Below are 19,718 nucleotides of genomic sequence, written 5' to 3'. Positions count from 1 at the left end.
CGTCCGGCCAGAGGCCGGCTACTCGGGACGGCGGCCGACGAGCCCCACGAGGACCGGCCCGGTCGGGGAGGTGACCAGATCGGCCACGGTCAGGGGATCGAGCGTGGCGTAGAAGGCTTCCTGCGCGTCACGCAGCGCTCGGCGGAGCCGGCAGGCGCCGCGCAGCGGGCAGGGGGAACCGCCTTCGCAGTCGACGACCTCACCCTCGCCCTCCAGCTCTCTCACCAGCCAGCCGACCGAAGCCTGGCGGCCGAGGCGGGTCAGCCCCAGCCCGCCGCCGCGGCCACGGCGGGCCTCCAGCACGCCGAGGTGCTGGAGCCGACTGACCGCCTTCGCCATGTGGGTGGTCGGCACGCCCATGGCCTCCGCCACCTCACGGGTGGTCACAGAACCGTCCTGATCGCAAACCGCCAGACGCATCACGGCACGCAGCGCCAGGTCGGTGAACTTCGTCAACCGCACGCCAGAACGCTATCAAATGCGCATCTCAGTTTCCTATTTGAAACGTCTCGCGAGCAGTGTGCATTACGTCACCCACGCGGCGCCTCCACGACGAGGTGGACACCGGTCGGAAGCAACGGCTCGATCCCCGCCCACTGCGCACCGGCCAACGTTGCGGAAGTCATGCCCGCGACTTGTCCGGACTTGTCCGGGTGATCTCCGGGAGGCCTCAGCGCCTGGCACTGGTACGTATCTCGGGTGTCGGAGCTCTGATCACCTGGGACGGAACGGCGGCACCCGGCAGATGATCGACGTGATCATTGCACCGGATGCGGAACGGCGTTCAAGGGTGGGATCAGCCGGAGCGGTTCGGGCCGTGGATGATCTTCCATGAACGCCACCGGCTGCGGTGGGCCGACGGCACTCGGGAGCGTCTGGAACAAGTTCGAGCCGCGACCGATGCCGCGGGTGAGGTCGACTGGGACATCCGGTGGACTCCACCATCGTGGTGCTCATCAGCACGCGGCGGCGCGGCGTCCACCGCCCCGCCCCGGACCCTCGAACGCGACATCCGAAGCCCCGCATGCCGACTGGAACAGCAACAAACGAGTGTTCATCCGGAATGGGAGGGCACTGACAGATCGTCTTGCGTGTGGTTAGGATGCGGGAGATGAAGAACTTCTCCTCGTACGGATTGGGGGAATCGTTCGTGCAAGGTGAGTGCTGATGGCACATCACTTCGCGAACGGGATTCCACCCCGCCTGTTGATGTGGCAGCGCGTGCGCGAGTACGCCGTGCCACCGTCCATGATCGAGACCGCGACCACACGGCGTGCGGTCGGTGACTGGGCGGGGGCTTGCGCCGCCGCCCGGATCGACGTCGACCTCGATCTTCGCGCCGTGCGCAATCGCCACGGCACCGATCTCGTCACCCACCTTCGTGCAGATCTGCGTCGGCTGGCGCCGGATCTTCTCCGCTGGCACATGCCCCGGATCGCCCCCGACGGACGGCTCCGGCCCGGCCTCACCATCGCTCTGGCCCGTTATCGGAGTTCCGGTGCCACGCCGCTGCAGCTCGTGGTGCGGACACCGCCGGCCTGGGCGGACGCCGGACAGCGGATGTCCCTGGCTCTTTGGGAAGGCCCCGGGAACGGCGCCCCCTGGCACCATCCGCATCCACACCCGCATCCCGATCGGCGATTCCGGCTCGACCTGCACCGGCATCTCTGGGACTCCGGGCGCAGCAGCGAACTGGCGCGGCGGTGCGGTGCGGGCGGGGCACCGTCCATGACGCCGCCGCCCGACCGGTCCCCCGCACCCGGCCGGCCAGTCCTGCCGGACCGGCCGGATCTGCCACAACCCGATCGACCCAGCGTCCACGGCTCCCCATGGGCGGTGGCAAGTTGGGCCGCCGAGGCGGAGTTGCTGTTGCGGGCCGAGGGGCGCCCTCGCGGAGCCTTCACCGTGCGGCTCGGTGTGCGGAGCCGCGCCGTGCTCGAACTGGTCGCCCCCGACGACAGCCATGCCCCGACGTTCCGGCCGCTGCGGGAAGCGCTGCCGCCGCAGGAGGTCGCGGCGCTCTTGGTGCTACCGGAGGCGGCAGCCCGGGTCCTTCCGGATCTGGAGCTGCTGCGGGCCGGGCTGGTCGCGTCCGAGCGGCTGCATCCGCTCGTCGCCGCAGCACTGGCGGCCTCCTGCTCGACACCGGTGGCGCGCCCCGCCCCCGAGCCCGGCGATCCGCACCGGGTGGAGTGCCGGGGCGAGGTCCACCGGATCGCGCTGCGAGACGGGTCGCTGACGGCGATCGATCACGACCCGGCCCAACTGCGCCGGGAGGAACTGCTGGTAGCGCTCGGCGGGCCGGCGCTGCCCTGCCTGCGGGCGATCGACGCGGTGCACCGCAACCCGGAGGCACTGCCTGCGGTACGGGAGCGGCTCGGCCACGGTGACGTCGCCGGGGCGCTGGCCGTGGTCGAGGGACTGCTCGGTCCCGGTGCGGTCCTGCGCGAGGGGCCACTGCGGGACGAACTGGAGTCGGCCGCAGCCCGCCGCATCGACCACGGGCTGTTCCGCTCGGGTCTGGTCACCGTGCACCCCGGTGTCGGTGCGGCAGGGGCCGGGAACGCCTCGGGCGCGGGGCACCCGGAGGCGGGCCACCGTCCCAGGATCGACCGCCGTACGCCTCCCGCAATGCGCCGCAAGCGGAGCAGCCGGGCCCGGCCCCGCACCGGCCTGACCCGCTGACCGACTGCCCCCGTCGAAGTCCCTTTCCCGCACTGCGCCTTCCGCGCCGCACTCCCCCACGACATCCGGGGCGGGCCGTCCCGTCCCCTTATCCCACCCCAGGTGATGCCCATGACGACCAGCACCCTCCTGCCCGCCCCGGTCCCGGCCGCCGGCACCCACGCACCCACCCCCGCCGGGGCTTCCGGAACCGGCACCGACCTCGCCCTCGCCGACGACCTCCTCACCCTCCTGCGGACGACCACCACCGAGCCGCGCCCCGACGAGCAGCTCGAAGCGCTCACGCTGGCCGTCGCGGCCGACCTGCCCGTGCTGCTCTGGGGCGAGCCGGGCATCGGCAAGACCGCGGCCCTGACGCAGCTCGCCGCCTCCCTCGACCTGCCGCTGACGACCGTCATCGCCAGCGTCCACGAGCCGTCCGACTTCTCCGGGCTGCCCATCGTGGGCGACGACCCGGCAGTACAGGGGGTGCCGATGGCGCCGCCGCTGTGGGCCGTGGAGCTCGTGCGGGCCGGGCGGGGGCTGCTCTTCCTGGACGAGCTCTCCACCGCCACCCCGGCCGTGCAGGCCGCACTGCTCCGGGTCGTCCTGGAGCGGAGGGTCGGTGCGCTGCAACTGCCTGCGGGGGTAAGGATCGTGGCCGCCGCCAATCCGCGCGCGTCGGCGGCGGACGGGTGGGAGCTGAGCCCGCCGCTGGCCAACCGGTTCGTGCATCTGTACTGGGTGCACGACCAAGAGGTGGTAGTGCGCGGTCTGGGCGGGGTCTGGCCCCGGGCGGAGCTGCCCCGACTGGTGCCGGAGCGACTGCCGGAGGCGGTGGTTTTCGCCCGGCGCGCGGTCTGCGGCTTCCTGGAAGTCCGGCCGACGCTGATCCACCGGCTGCCGAGCACCGAGGCCCGGCGCGGCGGAGCCTGGCCCTCCCCCCGGAGCTGGGAGGCTGCTTTGACCCTGCTGGCCTTCGGCACGGCGGCCTCCGTCTCCCGGGAGGTGCTGGCGCTGCTGGTGCGGGGCGCGGTGGGGGACGGGCCGGGCCTCGAACTCCTCGCCCATCTGGACCGGATGGACCTGCCGGACCCGGAGTCGCTGCTGGCCGATCCGGCCGCCGCCGAACTGCCGGTGCGGGGCGACCTGCGTCAGGCGGCGCTGGAGGCGGTGGTGGCCGCCGTCGGGGCGCGGCCGGAGCGGGAGCGGTGGGAGGCGGGCTGGGCGGTACTGGTCAGGGCGCTGGAGACCGGACCCCCGGACCTGCTGGTCGCCCCGGCGACGGCGCTGGCCGCGCTGCGGCGCGACGACTGGGAGGTGCCGCAGGGGGTGGAGCGGCTGACCCAAGTGGTCGGTCTCGCGCGGCGGGCGGACCGGTCGGTGGGGCGGGCCGCGGCGGCGGCCGACGCCGGGCGTGCGCCGGGGGCGTGCCGATGACGGGGGCCGCGAAGCGCCCGGGGCCGCACCCGCTGCCGTACCCGATGTCCCGGACCGCACCGCCTCGCCCGGTGCGGGTCACCGTGCCCAGCCCGCCGGCCGCCTCCGGCGGGCGGGCGGGCCGGCCCCGAATCCCGCTGGACACGGAGAAGTTGCTGGCCGCCCGGCTGCACGCGGTGAAGGTCCGTCCCTACCTGGCCGGCGCGCTCTTCGCGCTGCACGTGGTGGAGGACCGGTCGGTGCCCACAATGGCGGTGGACGCGCACTGGCGCTGCTACGTCTCCCCCGGCTTCGTGGCGCGCACCCCGGTGGAGGAGCTGGCGGGCGTCTGGGTGCACGAGGTCTCCCATCTGCTCCGGGACCACCATGGGCGGGGCGAGCGGTATGCGCGGGAGCACGAGGAGCACGGGCCGGGCGAGCGAAGCGCGAGGGGGGTCCCCCCGGCCGAAGGCTGGGGGAGGCTGCGGCGGAACATCGCCGCCGACTTCGAGATCAACGACGACATCTACGGTGACGGTCTGCCCCTGCCTGCCGGGGCGGTGCTGCCGTCGCTGTTGCGGCTGCCCGACGGGCTGCTGATGGAGGAGTACCTGCGGACGGCGTCGATGTCCGGGCTCGCCGCGGACCTGGCCTGGCTGGACTGCGGCAGTGGTGCCGACGGGCAGCACCGGCCGTGGGAGCTGGGGCCCGAGGGGGCACACGGGCTGAGCCGGCAGCAGCGGGACGCGGTCCGCTTCCGGGTCGCAGAGGCAATCAAGGGCCGGCCGGGCGACGCGCCGGAGGGGTGGCGCCGATGGGCGGACGAGGCGTTCCATCCACCGCAGCCGTGGCGGCAACTGCTGGGGGCGGCGGTCCGCTCGGCGGCGAGTGCGCCGGGGGTGGGCGAGGACCACAGCTACCGGCGTCCGTCCCGGCGCTCGGCCGGTGTCCCGGGGGTGCTGCTGCCCAGCCTGCGCCGTACGCCGCCCCGGGTCTGCGTCGTGATCGACACCTCCGCTTCGGTCAGCGACGCCGAGCTGGGCAGCGCGCTGCTGGAGGTGGCGGCGATCTCGCGGGCGGTGGGCGGACGGCGCGACCTGGTCTCGGTGATCTCCTGCGACGCGGCGGCCGGGGTCGCCGTCCCTCTCTGCCGCGCCGAGAACATCGAACTGGTCGGCGGTGGGGGAACGGATCTGCGCTCCGGTTTCGCCCGGGCGCTCCGCTCCCGGCCACGCCCGCACGTGATCGTCGCCCTGACGGACGGTCAGACACCATGGCCCTCCGCGCAGCCGCCCTGCCGCACCGTCGTCGGCCTCTTCCCCCGTCCCGCCCACGCCGTGGACGAGAGGAACCCCGACTACGTCCCGGACGCCCCACCATCCTGGGCACGTGTCGTCACCATCAACTGAGAAGGCGCAATGCACGGCGTCGCCATCCACTACGAGCGACCCGCGACCATCTACCCGGCCGGACGCCACACCGCAGGCAAGTCCCTCCAGTTCGCGGTCGACAGCTGCACGGACTGATCCACTCATGGCACGCGCGTCGGTCTCCAGGGCCGACACCTCGGCCGGGAAGGAGCCGCTGCCGATCTGCTCGGCATACCCAGGCAGCCATTCGGCCACACCGGCAGCGATCTGCTGCACAAACGGCGCATACGTTGCGGCGTCGACACCGGCCGGCGCGTACGTTGCGGCGTCGACACCGGCCGGCGCGTACGTTGCGGCGTCGGCACCGGCCCTCCCGAGCAGGACAGTGCCCTGAGCAGTCCGCTGGGTGGCCCGTCTTGCGGACCGTCTCGACCAGCGGCACCCGCCGGACTGCCCCCGTGGGGACATGGGCAGCGGCCGGCAGTACGGCCGCCGTTCTCGGGCGCTTCGCAGCCAAGGCCGACGGAGAGGGAACATGCCGGGTCCGTCGCTGCCCTCTCGGTACTCGCACACAGCCCGGAGCGGTGAAGGGACGCACACGATGCGCCCCCGATTTCTCTCAGTCACCGCGCATCCCGTTGTCCCTGACCGGCGACTGCCCCGACGTTGCCGGCCGGGGCAGTCCAGAAACCCTCTCGGGATCAACGCGTCGCCGCGCTAATCCTCGCTCGAACGGGGCGGGTGGCCGCACACCTCCTCATAAGCTTCACGCTCGGCTGCCGTGTAGTCCTCGGCGCCGTACGTGGTGCCGGAACACCACTGGGACCGGTACAGCTCATGCCCGTCCCGTGCGGTGAGGGCCTGGTCCACCTGAGCCCACGCGATCAGGCCCATCAGGACCAGAGTCGTCAGGTACAGGAAGGCCGCGAGTTTCCCCCGGACGACGGGGAACGTGATGGTGACAGACTTGGGCGCCGTGGGCACGGGATGTGCGTACGCGGGCACTTGAGGCGGTTCGGGTATCTGTGTCATCTCTCAACTTTGTGTGTGAATCGTGTTGCGCCGGGGAGCACTCTAGCCAGATGCAGGAGGCCAAAGGCTGTCGTCACGGCAAGTCCTCGTAGGTGCCCAGTGTCCGCTCGACCGTCTGCCCGATGTGGTCGTTGTGCCGGATGGCTCGGACAGCGCGAAGATCCCGGCGCAGGACGCCCACGACATCGACCGGGCTCTTTCCTCCCTGTCAGCCGAGGTCGAGGCGGCCCTTCAGTTCCCGCAGGAACTACCGGATTTACTGCGGCAGTGAACCAGCAGGTGTGGGCCGGTACTGGTCGAACCTGCAGGCGTGCCCGGGGGCGTGATGCCCGTCTGCGCACACGGGCACGCTCGACCAGCCCAGCCCAGCCCAGCCCAGGCCAGGCCATCGTCCGGTCCGGCCCGGTGTGCATTGCGTCGGGCCGGACCGGACCCGTCGCGGGCATGCCGAAGCGCGGTCCGCTCGACGACGCCTGCCATGCGGGGCACCTCGCCCCAGGCGGCTCTGCGTTCAGGCGGGTTCAGGGCCACACGCCGGAGAAGTCGAGCTCGTGGGCCCACTCCGGGTGGTCTATCAGCGGGTTGCGATTGCCCTGGATCTCGGCGATCGCGGCATTGCGATGCAACTCGTACTCGCTCACCGGCTCGTTGTCGTGCCAGGAGAGCAGCAGCGGCAGCCGCTCCTCGGGGAATTCCCGCGCGGCATCACCGATGAGCCCGGGGTACCGCAGCAGGAAGTACAGGGTGGCCCTCGCGACGGCGCCCTTGCCTTCCTCGGGCTCGAATCCCACCGCCTCGCGCATTCCGCACTCGTGCCGGACCGCCTCCTCGAAGCCCGGGAAGTCGACGTAGGGGAAGTTGCCGCGGAAGCTGTTGCATCCCACCTCACAGGCGAAGAGGTGGTGGAGGTCTCCCCGCATGGGTTCCTCCTTGGTGAACCACGACTGCGGGACGACGTGCTCGCAGTTGAAGGGCATCAACGCCTCCAGCGCGTCGAACTCCGCCGCCAGTTCGGCCGGCCCCGCGGTGCTCTCACGCAGCAGGAGTTCCTCCAGGCGAGCGATGCGGGCGATCTCGACGGCGGCGTCGGCGCGGATGAACTCCTCGGCCGTGAAGGTCCTGCCGGAGTAGATGCTGCGCAGCCGGCCGTCCTTGTGCAGGTCGACCCATGGGTACACGAGACGGATCGGCTTGTACTTCGGCCTCGGCGCGTGTGTGTCCTCCAGCAGCCGGGTCAGCGCCGTGCGCAGCGCCTTGCCGTCACCGGTCCGGACCTCCGCGTAGTAGGCGTCGCGTGCGGCCTTGTCGGCGGCACGGTCGAAGTACACACGCTCCTGTCCGAGCCGGAAGTTGACCAGGGCCGCGTCGACGTCCTTCTCGACTGCCAGGCCGGCACCCGACGGTTGGTCCGCGCCTGTCACGGGCGGGGTGACGGCGGGCGCAACGTCGGCCCGGGGGGCCGGCTCGCGTCCTCGTCCCACACCGTCCGCCGGGCCCAGAGAGACCCTGAACCGCAGGGGGATCGTGAAACGAGCGGCGTCCTCGAAGAGAAGCGTTCCGTCCCCGGCGAGGCCTCCGACAGGTACGGCCGCCCCATCGGCGGCGGCCGGGGCGGACTCGCCCGCCGCCGCGCCGTCGAGCGAGTACGGGCCCGCCGTTCGGCGCGAGGCGGCCATCGGCGGCGGTGCGGCCGCGGCGGTGAACACCTCGTCCCGCAACTGTGCTTCCGCTCCGGTCAGTGTCGTCTCGCGCAGCGCCTGCAGTACGCGGCTGATCCGCACGCCCTCATTGGCCTTCCAGGCGATTCGGTGCTCTCCCGTCGCCGGTGTCCACACGCTTCCGTCGACGCTCAGGGGCCGGTTCGCCGCGTCCGTCACGGGGACTGCCGAATGGTGCAGCGCGACGACCTCCCACTGGTCGTTGAACACCGGAGAGCCCGACGACCCCTGATCGGTGTCGGACGCGTAGTGCAGAAACCGGTCCAGCAGGTCGACGACCTGGTTCTCGCGGAGCGCGAGTTGTTTCGGCTCACCCCGGGGGTGCTGGATGACGTTGACGAACTCGCCGAGAATGACCTTTCCCTGTGCTCCGCTGAGGGGCAGCCATCCGAACGCGGAGAGCGGATCGCCCCGCGCGTTGCGTTGGGCCACCGCGACGAGGCTGAAGTCCAGGGCCCGCTCGGTCACGAAGAACCGCTGAGGCTCCAGCGGGAACACGACCGGTGTGAGTGCTTCGCCGTCGGGTCCCGCCTGGAAGTCGAACGCGACGACGCTTCTGCCCGCCGTCTCCCTGCTGCGCAGCACATGGTTGTTGGTGAGCAGCAGGGACGGGGACACCATGAATCCCGTGCCGTGGCCGCCCCCCGGTCCGGCGGTGGTGATCCGGCCCACCGGGCGGGCGGCCCGTGTGCCGTCCTCCAGGAAGGCGACCGGTGTGAGGTTGTTGCGCCCGATGAGCCGTTCCAGCCCGAGGACATCGGCGCTGAAGCTGTCCGGGGGCAGGGGCAGGGTGCTGCCCGCAGTGGTGGCCGGTTCCGTGGGGGATTTCTCGATCGCCCGGGCCAGGGACCAGTCGGCACCCAGCCGGGCGAGTCGTTTGTCGACCCGTTCCGGCTCGTCGGCGTACAGGACGCCGCGATCGTCGAGCACGGACCGTGTGCGCTCGCGTTCCGCGGTACGGTCCGCATAGCGCCGCGCTGCCGCGTCGAGTTGTGACAGGTAGTCCGCTTCCGCCTCGGACACGCGTTCCGATGTAATCATGGCTTCGCCTCCTCGCCCGCTCCCCGGGGTGCCTCAGTCGTCCCGCCCGGGCGGCGGCATCTGCGCGCCGCCCCGGCAGCCGAAGAAGGAGGCGTTCGGGCAGAAGGCGTCGAAGCCCATCCCGAACCGCGCGAAGGCGCCCCAGGCCGCGCTGCGGACCCGTTCGTACTCCTCCGCGGTCAGCGGGCCGCCCTCGTTCTTCATCGCCTTGAAGGCGCTCAGGACGGCGTCGCGGGCCATGAGGAACGACGGGTCCTTCGGTGTGAGCTTGAGACCGTCGACGACGGCCTGCCAGGTCACGCGGTAGCCCCGCTTCTTGTCGCCGAGCGCGGCGGAGACCTTGCGGGTCACCTCCATGAGCGCCGCGCACCAGATCTCGCCGACATCGTGGACTTCTCTGTACGTCAGGTCCTCGTTGCCGACGCCGGAGATCTCTCCCGGGCCCTTGCCGATGTCCCCGAAACTGCCGGGGTACCGAGAGTCGTACGGCCTCTGCCGGATGCCTTCCGGCCGCCTGACCACCCAGCTGCCGGTGACCACCCGCTCGTCGGAGCGGGAGAAGTTCCGGGTGGTGAGCGCGAAGTAGTCTCCCCAGCCCTCGCCCATCGCCTCCGACTGCTCCTCCTCCAGTCCGTTCGCGTCGAACAGGCCGCCCACGAGGCGGTTCGTCACGCCGTGGACGAACTCGTGGAACACGACGTCCGCGTCGTTGGCCGTGTGGCGTTCGCTGCCGCCGCCCCTGACCAGGCCCATGTTCATCACCGCGGCCAGCCCGTCCGCCCGTGTCGCCATGTTGGCCGTCCCGAACACCGGCCCCGGGTGCGCGAAGGCGAGGACGGGGTCGGCGCCCTTCCCCAGCCCGGTCGGGTTCGTGGTCTGGAAGTTGCCGTGCTCCTCCGTGAAGCCGAGCGTCATGAAGAAGTCGTGCATGTAGTTGCAGAAGTAGAAGATGTTGGTGACGAACTGCTCGGGCGTGTCCTCCCGGGCCTCGAACACTCCGTTGCCGGCACCGTCGAGTGCGATCCGGACGGGTTGCCGGCTCGCCCCGTTGAGGGCGCGCACATTGTTGCCCTCGGTCGTGAGATTCCCGTTCTGCGGCTGGTTCCAGGCCATGAAGTCGGGAGGGAAGCCCGTCGGCAGGAGAGTCGGATAGTCGCTGGCAGGCAGCGGGAAGGGCACCTGGTCGAAGGTGCTCTCGCCCGGGTTCTGCCGGAAGACGTGTCCGGCGACCGCGTGGTTGGTGGTGTCGTGGAAATAGAGGATCTCAGGCGCGCTGATGTCCGCGGTCCGGTCGTCTGCCTCGACGAGTGCCTGGTACTGAGCGGCCAGGTTCTCCCTGGAGAAAACGAACAGCCACGTCAGCCGGACGTGGTCGCCCATGTTGAGGTACACCAGCCGGGCCGGGACGGGCTCCTCGAACGGTCCCTTGCTGAACGTCATGGGCTGGTCGTTGCGCGGCTGGTGCGACAGGCGCTCGAAGCCCTCCGAGAGGTCCAGGCGGGGGAGTTCGTCCGTGCCGAAGGGGCTCTGGAGCGTGCGCGGCTCGGCGGCCTTCGCGGCCGCCACCTGCAGAGCCACCTCGGCCGGAACCGCCGCCTTCGCCGGGAGACGGGCCGGCACGCTCGCCGTCTGGCCGACGATCCGGTCGACCCGGCCGCCCTCGTGAAGCCACACCTTCGGCGACATCGCCCACACCTCGATGCCGTTGAGCGTCTGCCGCAGGCTCACCACCCGCATGCCCTCGCTCGTGGTCGTCACCGCCGGATCGGCCTCGAATTCCACCGCGTCCTCGGGTGCGAACCCGATCGCCTCCGACGCGGAGGTGATGTAGGCCTTGGCACGGTCGATGTAGTCGGCGTCCGAGACCGCACGGGTCTCGTCCTCTGCGGCGAATCCGGGAGCGTCGGCCGTTCGCAGCTCGCCCAGGTGCCCGGTGAAGCGGTTCAGCTTGCCGCGCTGGGCTGTGCGGGTGTCGGCGTCCGGGCCCGTCGACTCCAGGAAGGCGTCGGCTCCCTCCATCTCGCCCAGGCGGTCGTAGGTCATGTCTCGTTTGTCGATGAGTGCGCTCATGGCGCGGTCCCCTGTCCGGAGCGTTCGAAAGTGCGTCAGAGACCCGCGAGGGTCAGTGCGGCCACCGCTACCGTGCGCGCGATCGAGGCCGCGTAGTCCGTGTCGTGGTCCCTGTCGAGAAGGGTGTCGCCCGGTCTGTGGTACTGCCGGGTGCCGGTGGCCGGTCGGTTGTCGTCGAAGAAGTTCTCGGAGACGGCGACGGCCGCCCAGCCGCGTTCGTGGAAGCTCGCGTGGTCGCTGCGGCCCACGGCCGGATCGGTGGCGCCCGTGAGCTGCTGGACCGTGAAGTCGGGGGCGACCGCGGGGCCGGCCTGTGCGACGAGGTCGGCAAGTGCGTCGGAGGCGCCTGCAACCGGACCGGGAACGACGGAGCCCGCGTGGATCTCCATCGTCCGCGTGCCGCCCTGGAAACCCGCGATCATGTCCATCTGCAGGACGCCGGCGATGGCCTCCCCTGCCGCCGCGGCCGCCCGCGCGTAGGCCTTGCTGCCGACGAGCCCCTGCTCCTCGGCGTTGAACAGCACGAAGCGCACACTCCGTGCCGGCGTCCTGCCCGAGGCGACCATCGAACTCAGGCACTCCGCCGTCGCCATGACCGCCGCTGTTCCGCTGCCGTCGTCGTCCGCGCCCGGGGCCGGATCGACCGCCGGGTCGTACGGGCGTGAGTGGCCCGCGGAGTCGAAGAACTCGCCCTCGGCCCCGGTCGAGTCGAGATGAGCGGTGACGAGGACGACGGCGTCCGAGGCCTCGGTCGCGAGTTCGGCCTCCACATTGGAGAGCCTGTGCCCGCGCCAGGTGAACTCGTGGCGCCTGACGTCCAGACCCAGCTCGTGGAGCCGCCCGGCGAGCGCGTCGACGACCCGCTCGTTGTCCGCGCTCGACGCGTCACGGCTGCGCACCGTGAGCGGGTCGCCGTCGACGAGAGGATCCGCACCGGAGATACGGGCCACATGGGACCGGATGGCCGACGGCGTCACCACCGCGCGCACCGTGTCGACCGTCTCCTGGGACGGCGCCCCGGGGGCGAAGGCGGCGACGAACCGTTCGGCACGCGCCTGACCGGGCCGGGAAAGCAGAGCGGGGTCGGGAAGCAGACGCTCGATGTGGCCGGGCCGGGCGCCGGGGATGTGCACGTCCTCGACCGGGAGACCGGCAGCGGCTGCTGTGTAGACGCCGCCGGGCGCCGGACCGAGCGAGGAGACCGGCGGCCGCGATCCGGAGAGTTCGGCCGAGACGAAGGCGAACGCCGCCGCCGCGCGCATGGAGGCCTCGGCCGTGGCCCTGGAGGCCGCCGAGGCTTGAGCGAAGGCCTCCGGTACGGAAACCGGACGGTCGTCACGCACGAGGAAGGCTGACGTCTCATCCACCTGACCGCGGAGGTCGGCGGTGAACCCTCTCTGCTCGACGGCGCGCACGCCCCGCCCGGTCGCCATGGCGAGGACGAGCCGGTCGGACGCCACGTGCACCGGCACGACCTCGTCGCTGTTCGCGACCGCCTCCAGCTCGGCGAGGATCCGGTCCTCCGGCACCTCGATCCTCGCCCAGAAGACGGGTCGGCCCTCGACCGCGGCGAGCGTGAAGACGGGGTGGGCCGCGGTGCGCATCCCCGCCTCGCGCGCGAACGCGCGCTCGTCCGCATCCTCGCCCACGAACACGCAGTCGCCGGCTCCCGGCCCCGCGCTCGTGAGGGCGCCGTCGAATATCGCCCGACGGTCCTTGGCGCCCCAGTGGACCAGTGCCTCGTCCGCGAAGCGGCCGCCGAACGCCGCTTCGAGCGCGGCCGCCGCGTTCTCGCCTGCGGTGGCTCCTGGTCCCGGGTTCGAGATGATGCCCTTGCGTACCTGCGCAAAGGAATCGAGAACGTCGACGACGCGCGGGCGTGGGCGAAAGGTCAATGAGCCGTCGGCTGCGACGCTCACGTCCGCGAGTGTGGCACCGATGTCGAAAAACAGTACGGACATCTCGGCGTCTCCAAGAGAAGAACACGCCTTCCGGTGAGGACTCCAGCGGCTGCAACTCAGGGGCGCTGGCTCGAAGTCCCCGTTGTCTCCACTATCCCCGCGGCTGCGGATTCCTGCATCCGGGGGGCGTGTGTGGCTTCGTCCGCGACCAGAGCGTGCTGCGTGTCGAGGTTTCGGCCGGTGTCACGATCGCCGGCGACGAACCGTTCGGCACGCTCCGGCTGTACCTCGCCGCGACGCTGTCACGCTTCTGCCGCCCTGCCCAGGACGTGGTGGAGTTGGACGGCTTCGTCCACGGCTCCATCAAGGTGGACGAGGCAGGCGAGCGGCGGGACTCCGTGGCCCGCCGCGTGGCGTGGATACGACGCGGCGCGGGCCACGACCCCCGGCCCTGTGAGCAGTTGGCGAGCTGGTACGGGGAGGCCGGCCACGACGACGAAGCCCACCGCGTACTCCCACTCACGCCCCCACCCCGGTCAAACGAGGGGAAGGCGCCCCGTTCCAGCCCCTCGTCTGCACACTCGACCTCTTGATCCCCATTCGGGGGCCTGGTTCAGCGCACGGCCTGGTACTGGGAGAACGACAGCCTCCAGTGGCTGACCTACCTGCTGATCGCCTTCGGCTGGGTGCTGAAGACCGCGGTCGTCGCGGGTGTCACCCGCACCCTGCAGATGAGTTGGCGGTCGACAGCCGATCGCCCGCCCGGGCACCCAGCCGGCCTGCCTCGGCGCCGCCCCACGTGATGCCGGGCGCTTCGGCAGAACGGCGGCCGGCCGGTTGCGCGACCGTGAGGCGTTACCGCTGTTGGATCGACGACGCCGGCCACCTCGGGTGGTCGGTCATGTGCGACTGCGGCCGCCCCGGCGATGCGTGTGCGAACGGGGTCCGACCGAGGCACCCGGGGTGGTCCGGCACCGCCTCGCTGCGTCAGCGCCGCAGCAGCTGCTTCATCCGCTTGCCCTCGGGGGACTCGGCGAGCGTGTCCCACAGCTTCTTCGAGCTGGTGGAGGTGTAGACGCCGGGCGCACCCTGCTCACCGCAGCCCTCGCCGTACGACACGATGCCGATCTGGTACGTACGGCCCGCGACCTTGCGGAACAGCGGCCCGCCGCTGTCGCCCTGGCAGGAGTCCTTGCTCTCGACGCCCGCGCAGACGTTGACGGCCTTGTTGTAGCCCGGGTATGTCGCCGTGCACTCGGCGTGCGAGAGCAGCGGCACCTTCACGCCGCGCAGCCGGTCGGGAAAGCTGGGCACCTCGGTGTCGGTGTTGCCCCAGCCGATGACCATCGCCTGCGCGCCGGGGCGGAGCAGGGCGTCGGTGCCGGCGGTCGGCATCTTCACGGCGGCGGTGCCGGTGACCGGCTTGGCCAGCTCCAGCAGCGCCAGGTCGTACGCCTCGTTCCCCTTGACGTAGCGGGGGTGCGAGACGATGCTCCGCACGTTGCGCAGCTGCCCCTGGCGCTTGTCGGACAACACGGTCCGGCCGACGGTGACCTCGAGCTGCTTCGGCTTCGTGCCCGTCACGCAGTGCGCGGCCGTCAGCACCACGGTGTCGCTGACCAGGCTGCCGCCGCAGAACTGGCGATCGGCCGGGTTCCCGGAGCCCTTGCTCAGCAGGGCCGCCATCCAGGGGTGGGCACCGTTGGACTGCTCCACCCCGCCGATGATCTTGGCGCCGGGCTTCGTCCTCTCCTTGTCGGGTGCGGTCTGCGCCGTGGCCGTGGTGACGGCCGATCCGACGAGGGCCAGCGCCGCGCTCGCCACCAGCCCGGCGGAGGTTATCCGGCGAAGGCGGTGGCGGATCGGGGAAACACTCATGGGGGTTGGTCTCCACTTCTGATTACGGACGCCGAAGGGCCGGACCTGGCAAGGGGGTTGGCCCTTCGGCACTGTCGAGACATCAGAGCGGCAAATCACGCGGGAGGTTCACTCGAATCCGGAGGTTTTCCGGTGCCGCCCGCTCGGATCAGCGGCTGGTGCTGCCGGCAGCTCCGCGCCCGGGCTGCTGATCACCGTCCCCTGGACCAGGCCGCACACCGGTCGCGGTATCCGCGTACTCGTGGGAGTGCTCGGGGGAAGTACGAACGGAACGTGCTCAGCTGTGTTCGCATGCTGGTCACCGCGGTGCCCGGCATGCCCGTGCCGGTAGCGTCCACCCGGCGCCGGGTGACCACTTGGGGGTAGAGCATGGAGCTGGAAGCCACAGTACTGACAGGCACACAGGTGCGGCTTGAACCGCTCACACACGACCATCACGACGGTCTGTGCGAAGCAATCCGCGACGGCGAGCTGTGGAACCTTCAGGTGACTCTCGTTCCCCACCCCCGCGACGTACGTGCATTCATCGACGACGCACTCGGTGCTCGCGACGCCGGCACCCAGCTCGCGTACGCGACCATCGACCTGGCCACCGGACGCATCGCCGGGTCAACCCGGTTCATGGCAATCAACCTGCCGAATCGCAGACTCGAGATCGGCTTCACCTTCCTCGGCCGCACCTGGCAGCGCACTGCCGTCAACACCGAGGCCAAGCTGCTGATGCTGACTCACGCCTTCGAGATTCTCGGTATGAACCGTGTCGAGTTCCTCACCGACGTCCGCAACCGCACATCGCGGGCTGCGATCACTCGCCTCGGCGCAACCCACGAGGGGATCCTGCGCCGGCACATGATCATGCGCGACGGCTGGATCCGTGACACCGCGGTCTACAGCATCACCAGCCTTGACTGGCCCGCCGCGAAGAACGAACTCACGGCTCGCGTGCAGCAACCGCGCGCCACCTGCGATTGACTCCGCTTCCTACGAGTTGAGAAGTGAGTGGCTGCCGGCCCACGGCTTGGCGCGTAGCCGGGCGATGGAGCCGAATACGATCCCCAGGACGAGACCGGTTCGGTTCTTGCGGGGCGGCGGTCCGGACGGCGGCTGCCCCCCATGCGCCGGGTCCGGGACACGACGGGTACGTCTGCTAATGCAGGTACGGCGCCTGGCCATAGGGCGGTTGCGGGTGCTGCGGATAGGCCTGTCCATAGGGGCTCGGCCGAGGCGGCGGCCCGTAAGGACCAGCCGGCTACGGAGGAGGCATGGTCATGATCACCCGCTACGCCAGCCTGCGGCCGATCCGGGCAGAGGAATTCGCGCTCAGGTCGACAGAGTCGAGTGGCGCGGCGTGCGCAGCCGCGCCCGGGTGTCTCGCTGAGGGTGGAGGCACGGACATCTCGGCGTGCGGCGCGGCGACAGGCTGACACGCGGTACGGCGACGGCAGCCCGGCCCCGGCGGGAGCACCGCCCCGAACGGCCAGGCCGACGGCCCGCCGCCACGAGCGAAGAGCGGTCGTACACCCATGACGTGCACGACCACGGCCGGCCCGAACCAACAAGACGAAAAACGCCGCAAAGCGTTCATTGCGGACACAGGGTCCGTCGATCATAATCCGCGTGTCGGGTTCGAGTCCTGCCGCCGGCATCCCGGCCGTCGGCACGGTCGAACCTGCAATACCGCTCACGGTTCCGACTCGCTGCGTTCGAGTTCTCCTCCGGCAGCGGGGCACGGCTCCGGTGACCACGAAGAGCAGCCGCCCGCCCCAACGCCCCTACCAAGGAAAAGAGCTGACCAGGTGCTGAGCAGTGGTGGGCCCCCGGCCATGTTGAGGACTGCTTTCGCGGGGACGCTGCTCGTCGCCGGCCTCGCAGTCACCTCGTGTGACGGCGTCGGCAACACGGCAGAAGCGAACGGCAAGGTCACGGTCGTCTACGAGGACAACACGATCAAGCCGAAGGACCGGCAGGCCGTAGCGGTGGTCCGGGAGTCCCGCGTGCTCGAGCAGCTCGCCGACTGGGTGAACAAGTCGGTCGCCCTCCCGCACGACCTGGTCGTGAAAGTCACCGACAAGGTCCCACCAGGCGTTATGGATGCGGTCACCCAGCCCGACGGCAGGACGATCTTTGTGCCCCCGGCGTTCCTGACCCAGATCGAAGGGGTCCTCAGCAACGTGGTCAAGACCGTCAAGCGTCCCGCCCTGTTCCCGCAGGACAAGTTCAACGCCGACGACCTGACCGCGCTGTCGACCCAGTTCATCTTCGGCCACGAGATGGGCCATGCTCTGCAGCGTCATCTTCGGCTTCCGAACCTCGGCCTCGAGGAGGACGCCGCCGACGGGTTCGCGTCGTTCTACACCGTCAACGAGGTGGGACCGGGTCCATCGCTGGCAGCCGCGATCCTCTTCGACCAGATCGCCCGCGAGGAGGGCAAGCTGACGCTGGAGGGGCTCTCGAGCGATCATCCCGTCACCCAGCAACGGGTCTTCAACTTCCTTTGCTACCTCGAGGGGAGCGACCCGAACAAGTTCTACGGGCCCCTGGTCGATGCGGGTTACCTGCCGAAGACCCGCGCCCCGTTGTGTCCGCAGGCCTGGGCGATGCTGGACTACGGCTGGTGGACCCAACTCCAGCCACATTTCGCCGAGACATTCAAAAACCAGGGTGACAAGACGCAGGAGAACGCACGCGACCAGTTGATCGCGGAAACGAAGGCATTCGAGAAGCAGCTCGACAAGCTCCGCACCGCGCAATGAGCGTGCAGAGCCATCGGCCCGCGTCTCCGGCCGTCCCTCAGCGGCGGTGGCGGCGCGGCTGTCGGTGAGTTCGGCCACCGGGCGCCGGCCGGCCGGGGTGAGCCAGGCGGCAGCGGGTCGCCCGCGGGGTCTGAACCAACGACACCGCCGGCCTCACCCGGGAGGCGCTCGGCCCACGACCCGCTGCAGCATGACTCAAACCAGCTCGGGCTGCTGTTCGCGTCGCGGTTCCGGCAGATGCGCCGACGCGGCCTTCCGTTCCCACAGCGTGGTGGTCCGTACGTAGCCGAATACCACTGACGTCATCGCCAGAATGAGCAGCGGGCCGAACACCCACGGATGTTCGGCCATCTCCATCGACAGATAGCGATACGACGCCAGGAGCGCAGCGAAGACCGCGGCGCCGAAGACGACCAGCTGTATTCCCGGCCGGTCCCAGCCGCGGTCGAGCGAGCGCAGCGCCGTCTCGATCGTGAGCGTGAACACCACGCCGGCGATGATGTCCGCGCCGTAGTGGTAGCCGAAGCCCAGCGTTGCGCCGAGCGTGGCGATCAGCCAGAACGCTCCAACGCATTGCAGAACCCGCGGGCCCTTGCGGGAATGAATGAAGATCGCGGTGGCCCACGCGGTGTGCAGGCTGGGCATGCAGTTGCGCGGGGTGATCTCGTCGAAGGGCATCGGATACGGGGTACTGACCGGCGGCGGCGTGTCCGGCCACAGGTTGGCCACCGCCCAGAGCCCCCCGTCCGCGCCGTAGGCGAAGATCGGTCCGACCACCGGGTAGATCATGTAGATGCCCGGCCCGAGCAGGCCGATGACCAGAAAGGTGCGCACCAGGTGATGGCCCGGGAAGCGGCGCTCGACCGCCACGTGGCGCAGTTGGTACAGCGCGACGACGATCGCGGCCACCGCGAGCTGAATGTAGACCCAGTCGAGAACGTGGGCACCGACCGTGCCGGTGGCCGCGACCATCCGGCCCACCAGCCACGACGGGTTGCCCAACGCCTGATCGGCGGTTGCCACGTACTGGTCGAGCACCACCGGGCGGGTCTTCGACGTGATCAGCAGCCAGGCATAGCCTGTCTTGCGGCCGGCCACCAACAGCAGGGCCAGTCCGACGCCTTTCAGCAGCAGGACGCGGTCCCGGCCGGTGCGGCGCGTGACGGCGACGACGGCACAGGCCAAAGTCACCCACAACGCGCCGTTGCCGAACATCATCTCGGCGCCGACAGCCCACCGCACGAGCCAGAAGACGACGTCGATGCCGATCGCTGCGCCGGCCGCGATGAACCGCTGCCGCCAGGTGAGCACCACCATCATCAACGCCATACTGACGTACAACACCGTCCCCGATTTGGGGGCGAATATCACCTCTCGCGCCTGATCGGTGATGGGCCCCCGCTCGCCGTACCGACGCGCGGCGATCTCCAGTGCAATGAGGAATCCGAGGCCCACCACACTCACTGCGACCCACAGCATGACGCGTGGTTGACGCCAAGCAGCCAACCGAAGGCTGCCATCTGTTCGCGAAAACACTCGCGTTACCGTAGATATCAATTTTTCAGCCGATTTGTCCTATATCAACATGATCCTTGCGAGCTCGAACATATTAGCGGAGCGGGTGGGTTTTGCTGATCACGGGTACGTCAAATCCAGCGATCCGATCCCCTTTTGCCCGCGGCCACGGCCACGGCCACGGCGGACATGAAACGCCGCGCGGCTCCGGATCGGAGCGGCCCGGGCGGCTCGGTGGACGGGAGGGCGGGTGCCGGGGCGGCTTGATGGCGACAGCGGCGATGTCGAGGGCAGCGCGATTCACGCCGCCCCCGCGGGCTGCGGCCCTACAGAACCTTGGGCCCGTCAGTCACTGCA

Annotated in this window: 14 protein-coding genes and 1 pseudogene; 7 read left to right on the top strand and 8 right to left on the bottom strand. The window is 70.4% G+C overall.

Going from position 1 to position 19,718, the window contains the following annotated elements; genetic code table 11:
- Nucleotides 1-18: 18 nt before the first annotated feature.
- Complete coding sequence (locus tag IE198_RS26945) at nt 19-462, bottom strand: RrF2 family transcriptional regulator (RefSeq protein WP_189891081.1); 444 nt, start codon at nt 460-462, stop codon at nt 19-21.
- Between the two features lie 705 nt (nt 463-1,167).
- Here IE198_RS26945 and IE198_RS26940 point away from each other — a divergent pair.
- The 3 genes from IE198_RS26940 (at nt 1,168) to IE198_RS26930 (ending at nt 5,492) form a co-directional block, all read left to right on the top strand.
- A complete protein-coding gene (locus IE198_RS26940) occupies nt 1,168-2,685 on the top strand; it encodes a hypothetical protein (RefSeq protein WP_189891079.1) in 1,518 nt (505 codons plus the stop codon).
- Between the two features lie 111 nt (nt 2,686-2,796).
- Entirely contained in the window at nt 2,797-4,104 is a 1,308-nt protein-coding gene (locus tag IE198_RS26935; RefSeq protein WP_189891077.1) for an AAA family ATPase, read from the top strand.
- A gap of 44 nt (nt 4,105-4,148) precedes the next feature.
- Complete coding sequence (locus IE198_RS26930; RefSeq protein WP_373299990.1) at nt 4,149-5,492, top strand: vWA domain-containing protein; 1,344 nt, start codon at nt 4,149-4,151, stop codon at nt 5,490-5,492.
- Nucleotides 5,493-5,648: 156 nt separating this feature from the next.
- On the opposite strand, the pseudogene IE198_RS36710 reads toward IE198_RS26930, so the two are convergent.
- A pseudogene (locus IE198_RS36710) lies at nt 5,649-5,921 on the bottom strand (hypothetical protein); the annotation flags it as partial.
- A gap of 249 nt (nt 5,922-6,170) precedes the next feature.
- Nucleotides 6,171-6,485 carry a hypothetical protein gene (locus IE198_RS26925; RefSeq protein ID WP_189891073.1) on the bottom strand — a complete coding sequence of 105 codons (315 nt, stop codon included), beginning with the start codon at nt 6,483-6,485 and terminating at the stop codon, nt 6,171-6,173.
- 133 nt (nt 6,486-6,618) lie between these two features.
- Between IE198_RS26925 and IE198_RS26920 the strand changes: the two genes are divergently transcribed.
- Nucleotides 6,619-6,756, top strand: a complete 138-nt coding sequence (locus IE198_RS26920; RefSeq protein ID WP_189891070.1) for a hypothetical protein — start codon at nt 6,619-6,621, stop codon at nt 6,754-6,756.
- 250 nt (nt 6,757-7,006) lie between these two features.
- Here IE198_RS26920 and IE198_RS26915 read toward each other — a convergent pair whose 3' ends face one another.
- From IE198_RS26915 to IE198_RS26905, 3 genes are read right to left on the bottom strand one after another with little or no spacing between them, the layout of a single operon-like run.
- The gene (locus IE198_RS26915) at nt 7,007-9,244 is read right to left on the bottom strand and encodes an endonuclease (RefSeq protein ID WP_189891068.1); all 2,238 of its coding nucleotides are present in this window, start codon (nt 9,242-9,244) and stop codon (nt 7,007-7,009) included.
- A gap of 33 nt (nt 9,245-9,277) precedes the next feature.
- Nucleotides 9,278-11,314 carry a M36 family metallopeptidase gene (locus IE198_RS26910; RefSeq protein ID WP_189891066.1) on the bottom strand — a complete coding sequence of 679 codons (2,037 nt, stop codon included), beginning with the start codon at nt 11,312-11,314 and terminating at the stop codon, nt 9,278-9,280.
- A gap of 35 nt (nt 11,315-11,349) precedes the next feature.
- Entirely contained in the window at nt 11,350-13,275 is a 1,926-nt protein-coding gene (locus IE198_RS26905; RefSeq protein WP_189891064.1) for a M28 family peptidase, read from the bottom strand.
- A gap of 128 nt (nt 13,276-13,403) precedes the next feature.
- On the opposite strand from IE198_RS26905, the gene IE198_RS35570 reads away from it, so the two are divergent.
- Complete coding sequence (locus IE198_RS35570) at nt 13,404-13,808, top strand: hypothetical protein (RefSeq protein WP_229834360.1); 405 nt, start codon at nt 13,404-13,406, stop codon at nt 13,806-13,808.
- A 394-nt stretch (nt 13,809-14,202) separates the two neighbouring features.
- Here the strand turns inward: IE198_RS35570 and IE198_RS26895 are convergent, their stop codons facing one another.
- Complete coding sequence (locus IE198_RS26895; RefSeq protein WP_189891062.1) at nt 14,203-15,093, bottom strand: S1 family peptidase; 891 nt, start codon at nt 15,091-15,093, stop codon at nt 14,203-14,205.
- Nucleotides 15,094-15,462: 369 nt separating this feature from the next.
- On the opposite strand from IE198_RS26895, the gene IE198_RS26890 reads away from it, so the two are divergent.
- Nucleotides 15,463-16,065, top strand: a complete 603-nt coding sequence (locus tag IE198_RS26890; RefSeq protein ID WP_189891060.1) for a GNAT family N-acetyltransferase — start codon at nt 15,463-15,465, stop codon at nt 16,063-16,065.
- An 851-nt stretch (nt 16,066-16,916) separates the two neighbouring features.
- On the top strand, nt 16,917-17,846 hold the full coding sequence (locus IE198_RS26885; protein ID WP_189891058.1) for a DUF4344 domain-containing metallopeptidase: 930 nt from the start codon (nt 16,917-16,919) through the stop codon (nt 17,844-17,846).
- Between the two features lie 195 nt (nt 17,847-18,041).
- Here IE198_RS26885 and IE198_RS26880 read toward each other — a convergent pair whose 3' ends face one another.
- Nucleotides 18,042-19,325, bottom strand: a complete 1,284-nt coding sequence (locus IE198_RS26880; RefSeq protein WP_189891056.1) for a phosphatase PAP2 family protein — start codon at nt 19,323-19,325, stop codon at nt 18,042-18,044.
- Between the last annotated feature and the right edge of the window lie 393 nt (nt 19,326-19,718).

Origin of the sequence: Streptomyces xantholiticus (assembly GCF_014651015.1) — a bacterium.
GTDB classification, from domain to species: domain Bacteria; phylum Actinomycetota; class Actinomycetes; order Streptomycetales; family Streptomycetaceae; genus Streptomyces; species Streptomyces xantholiticus.
This window is presented reverse-complemented; position numbering and strand designations above follow the sequence as displayed.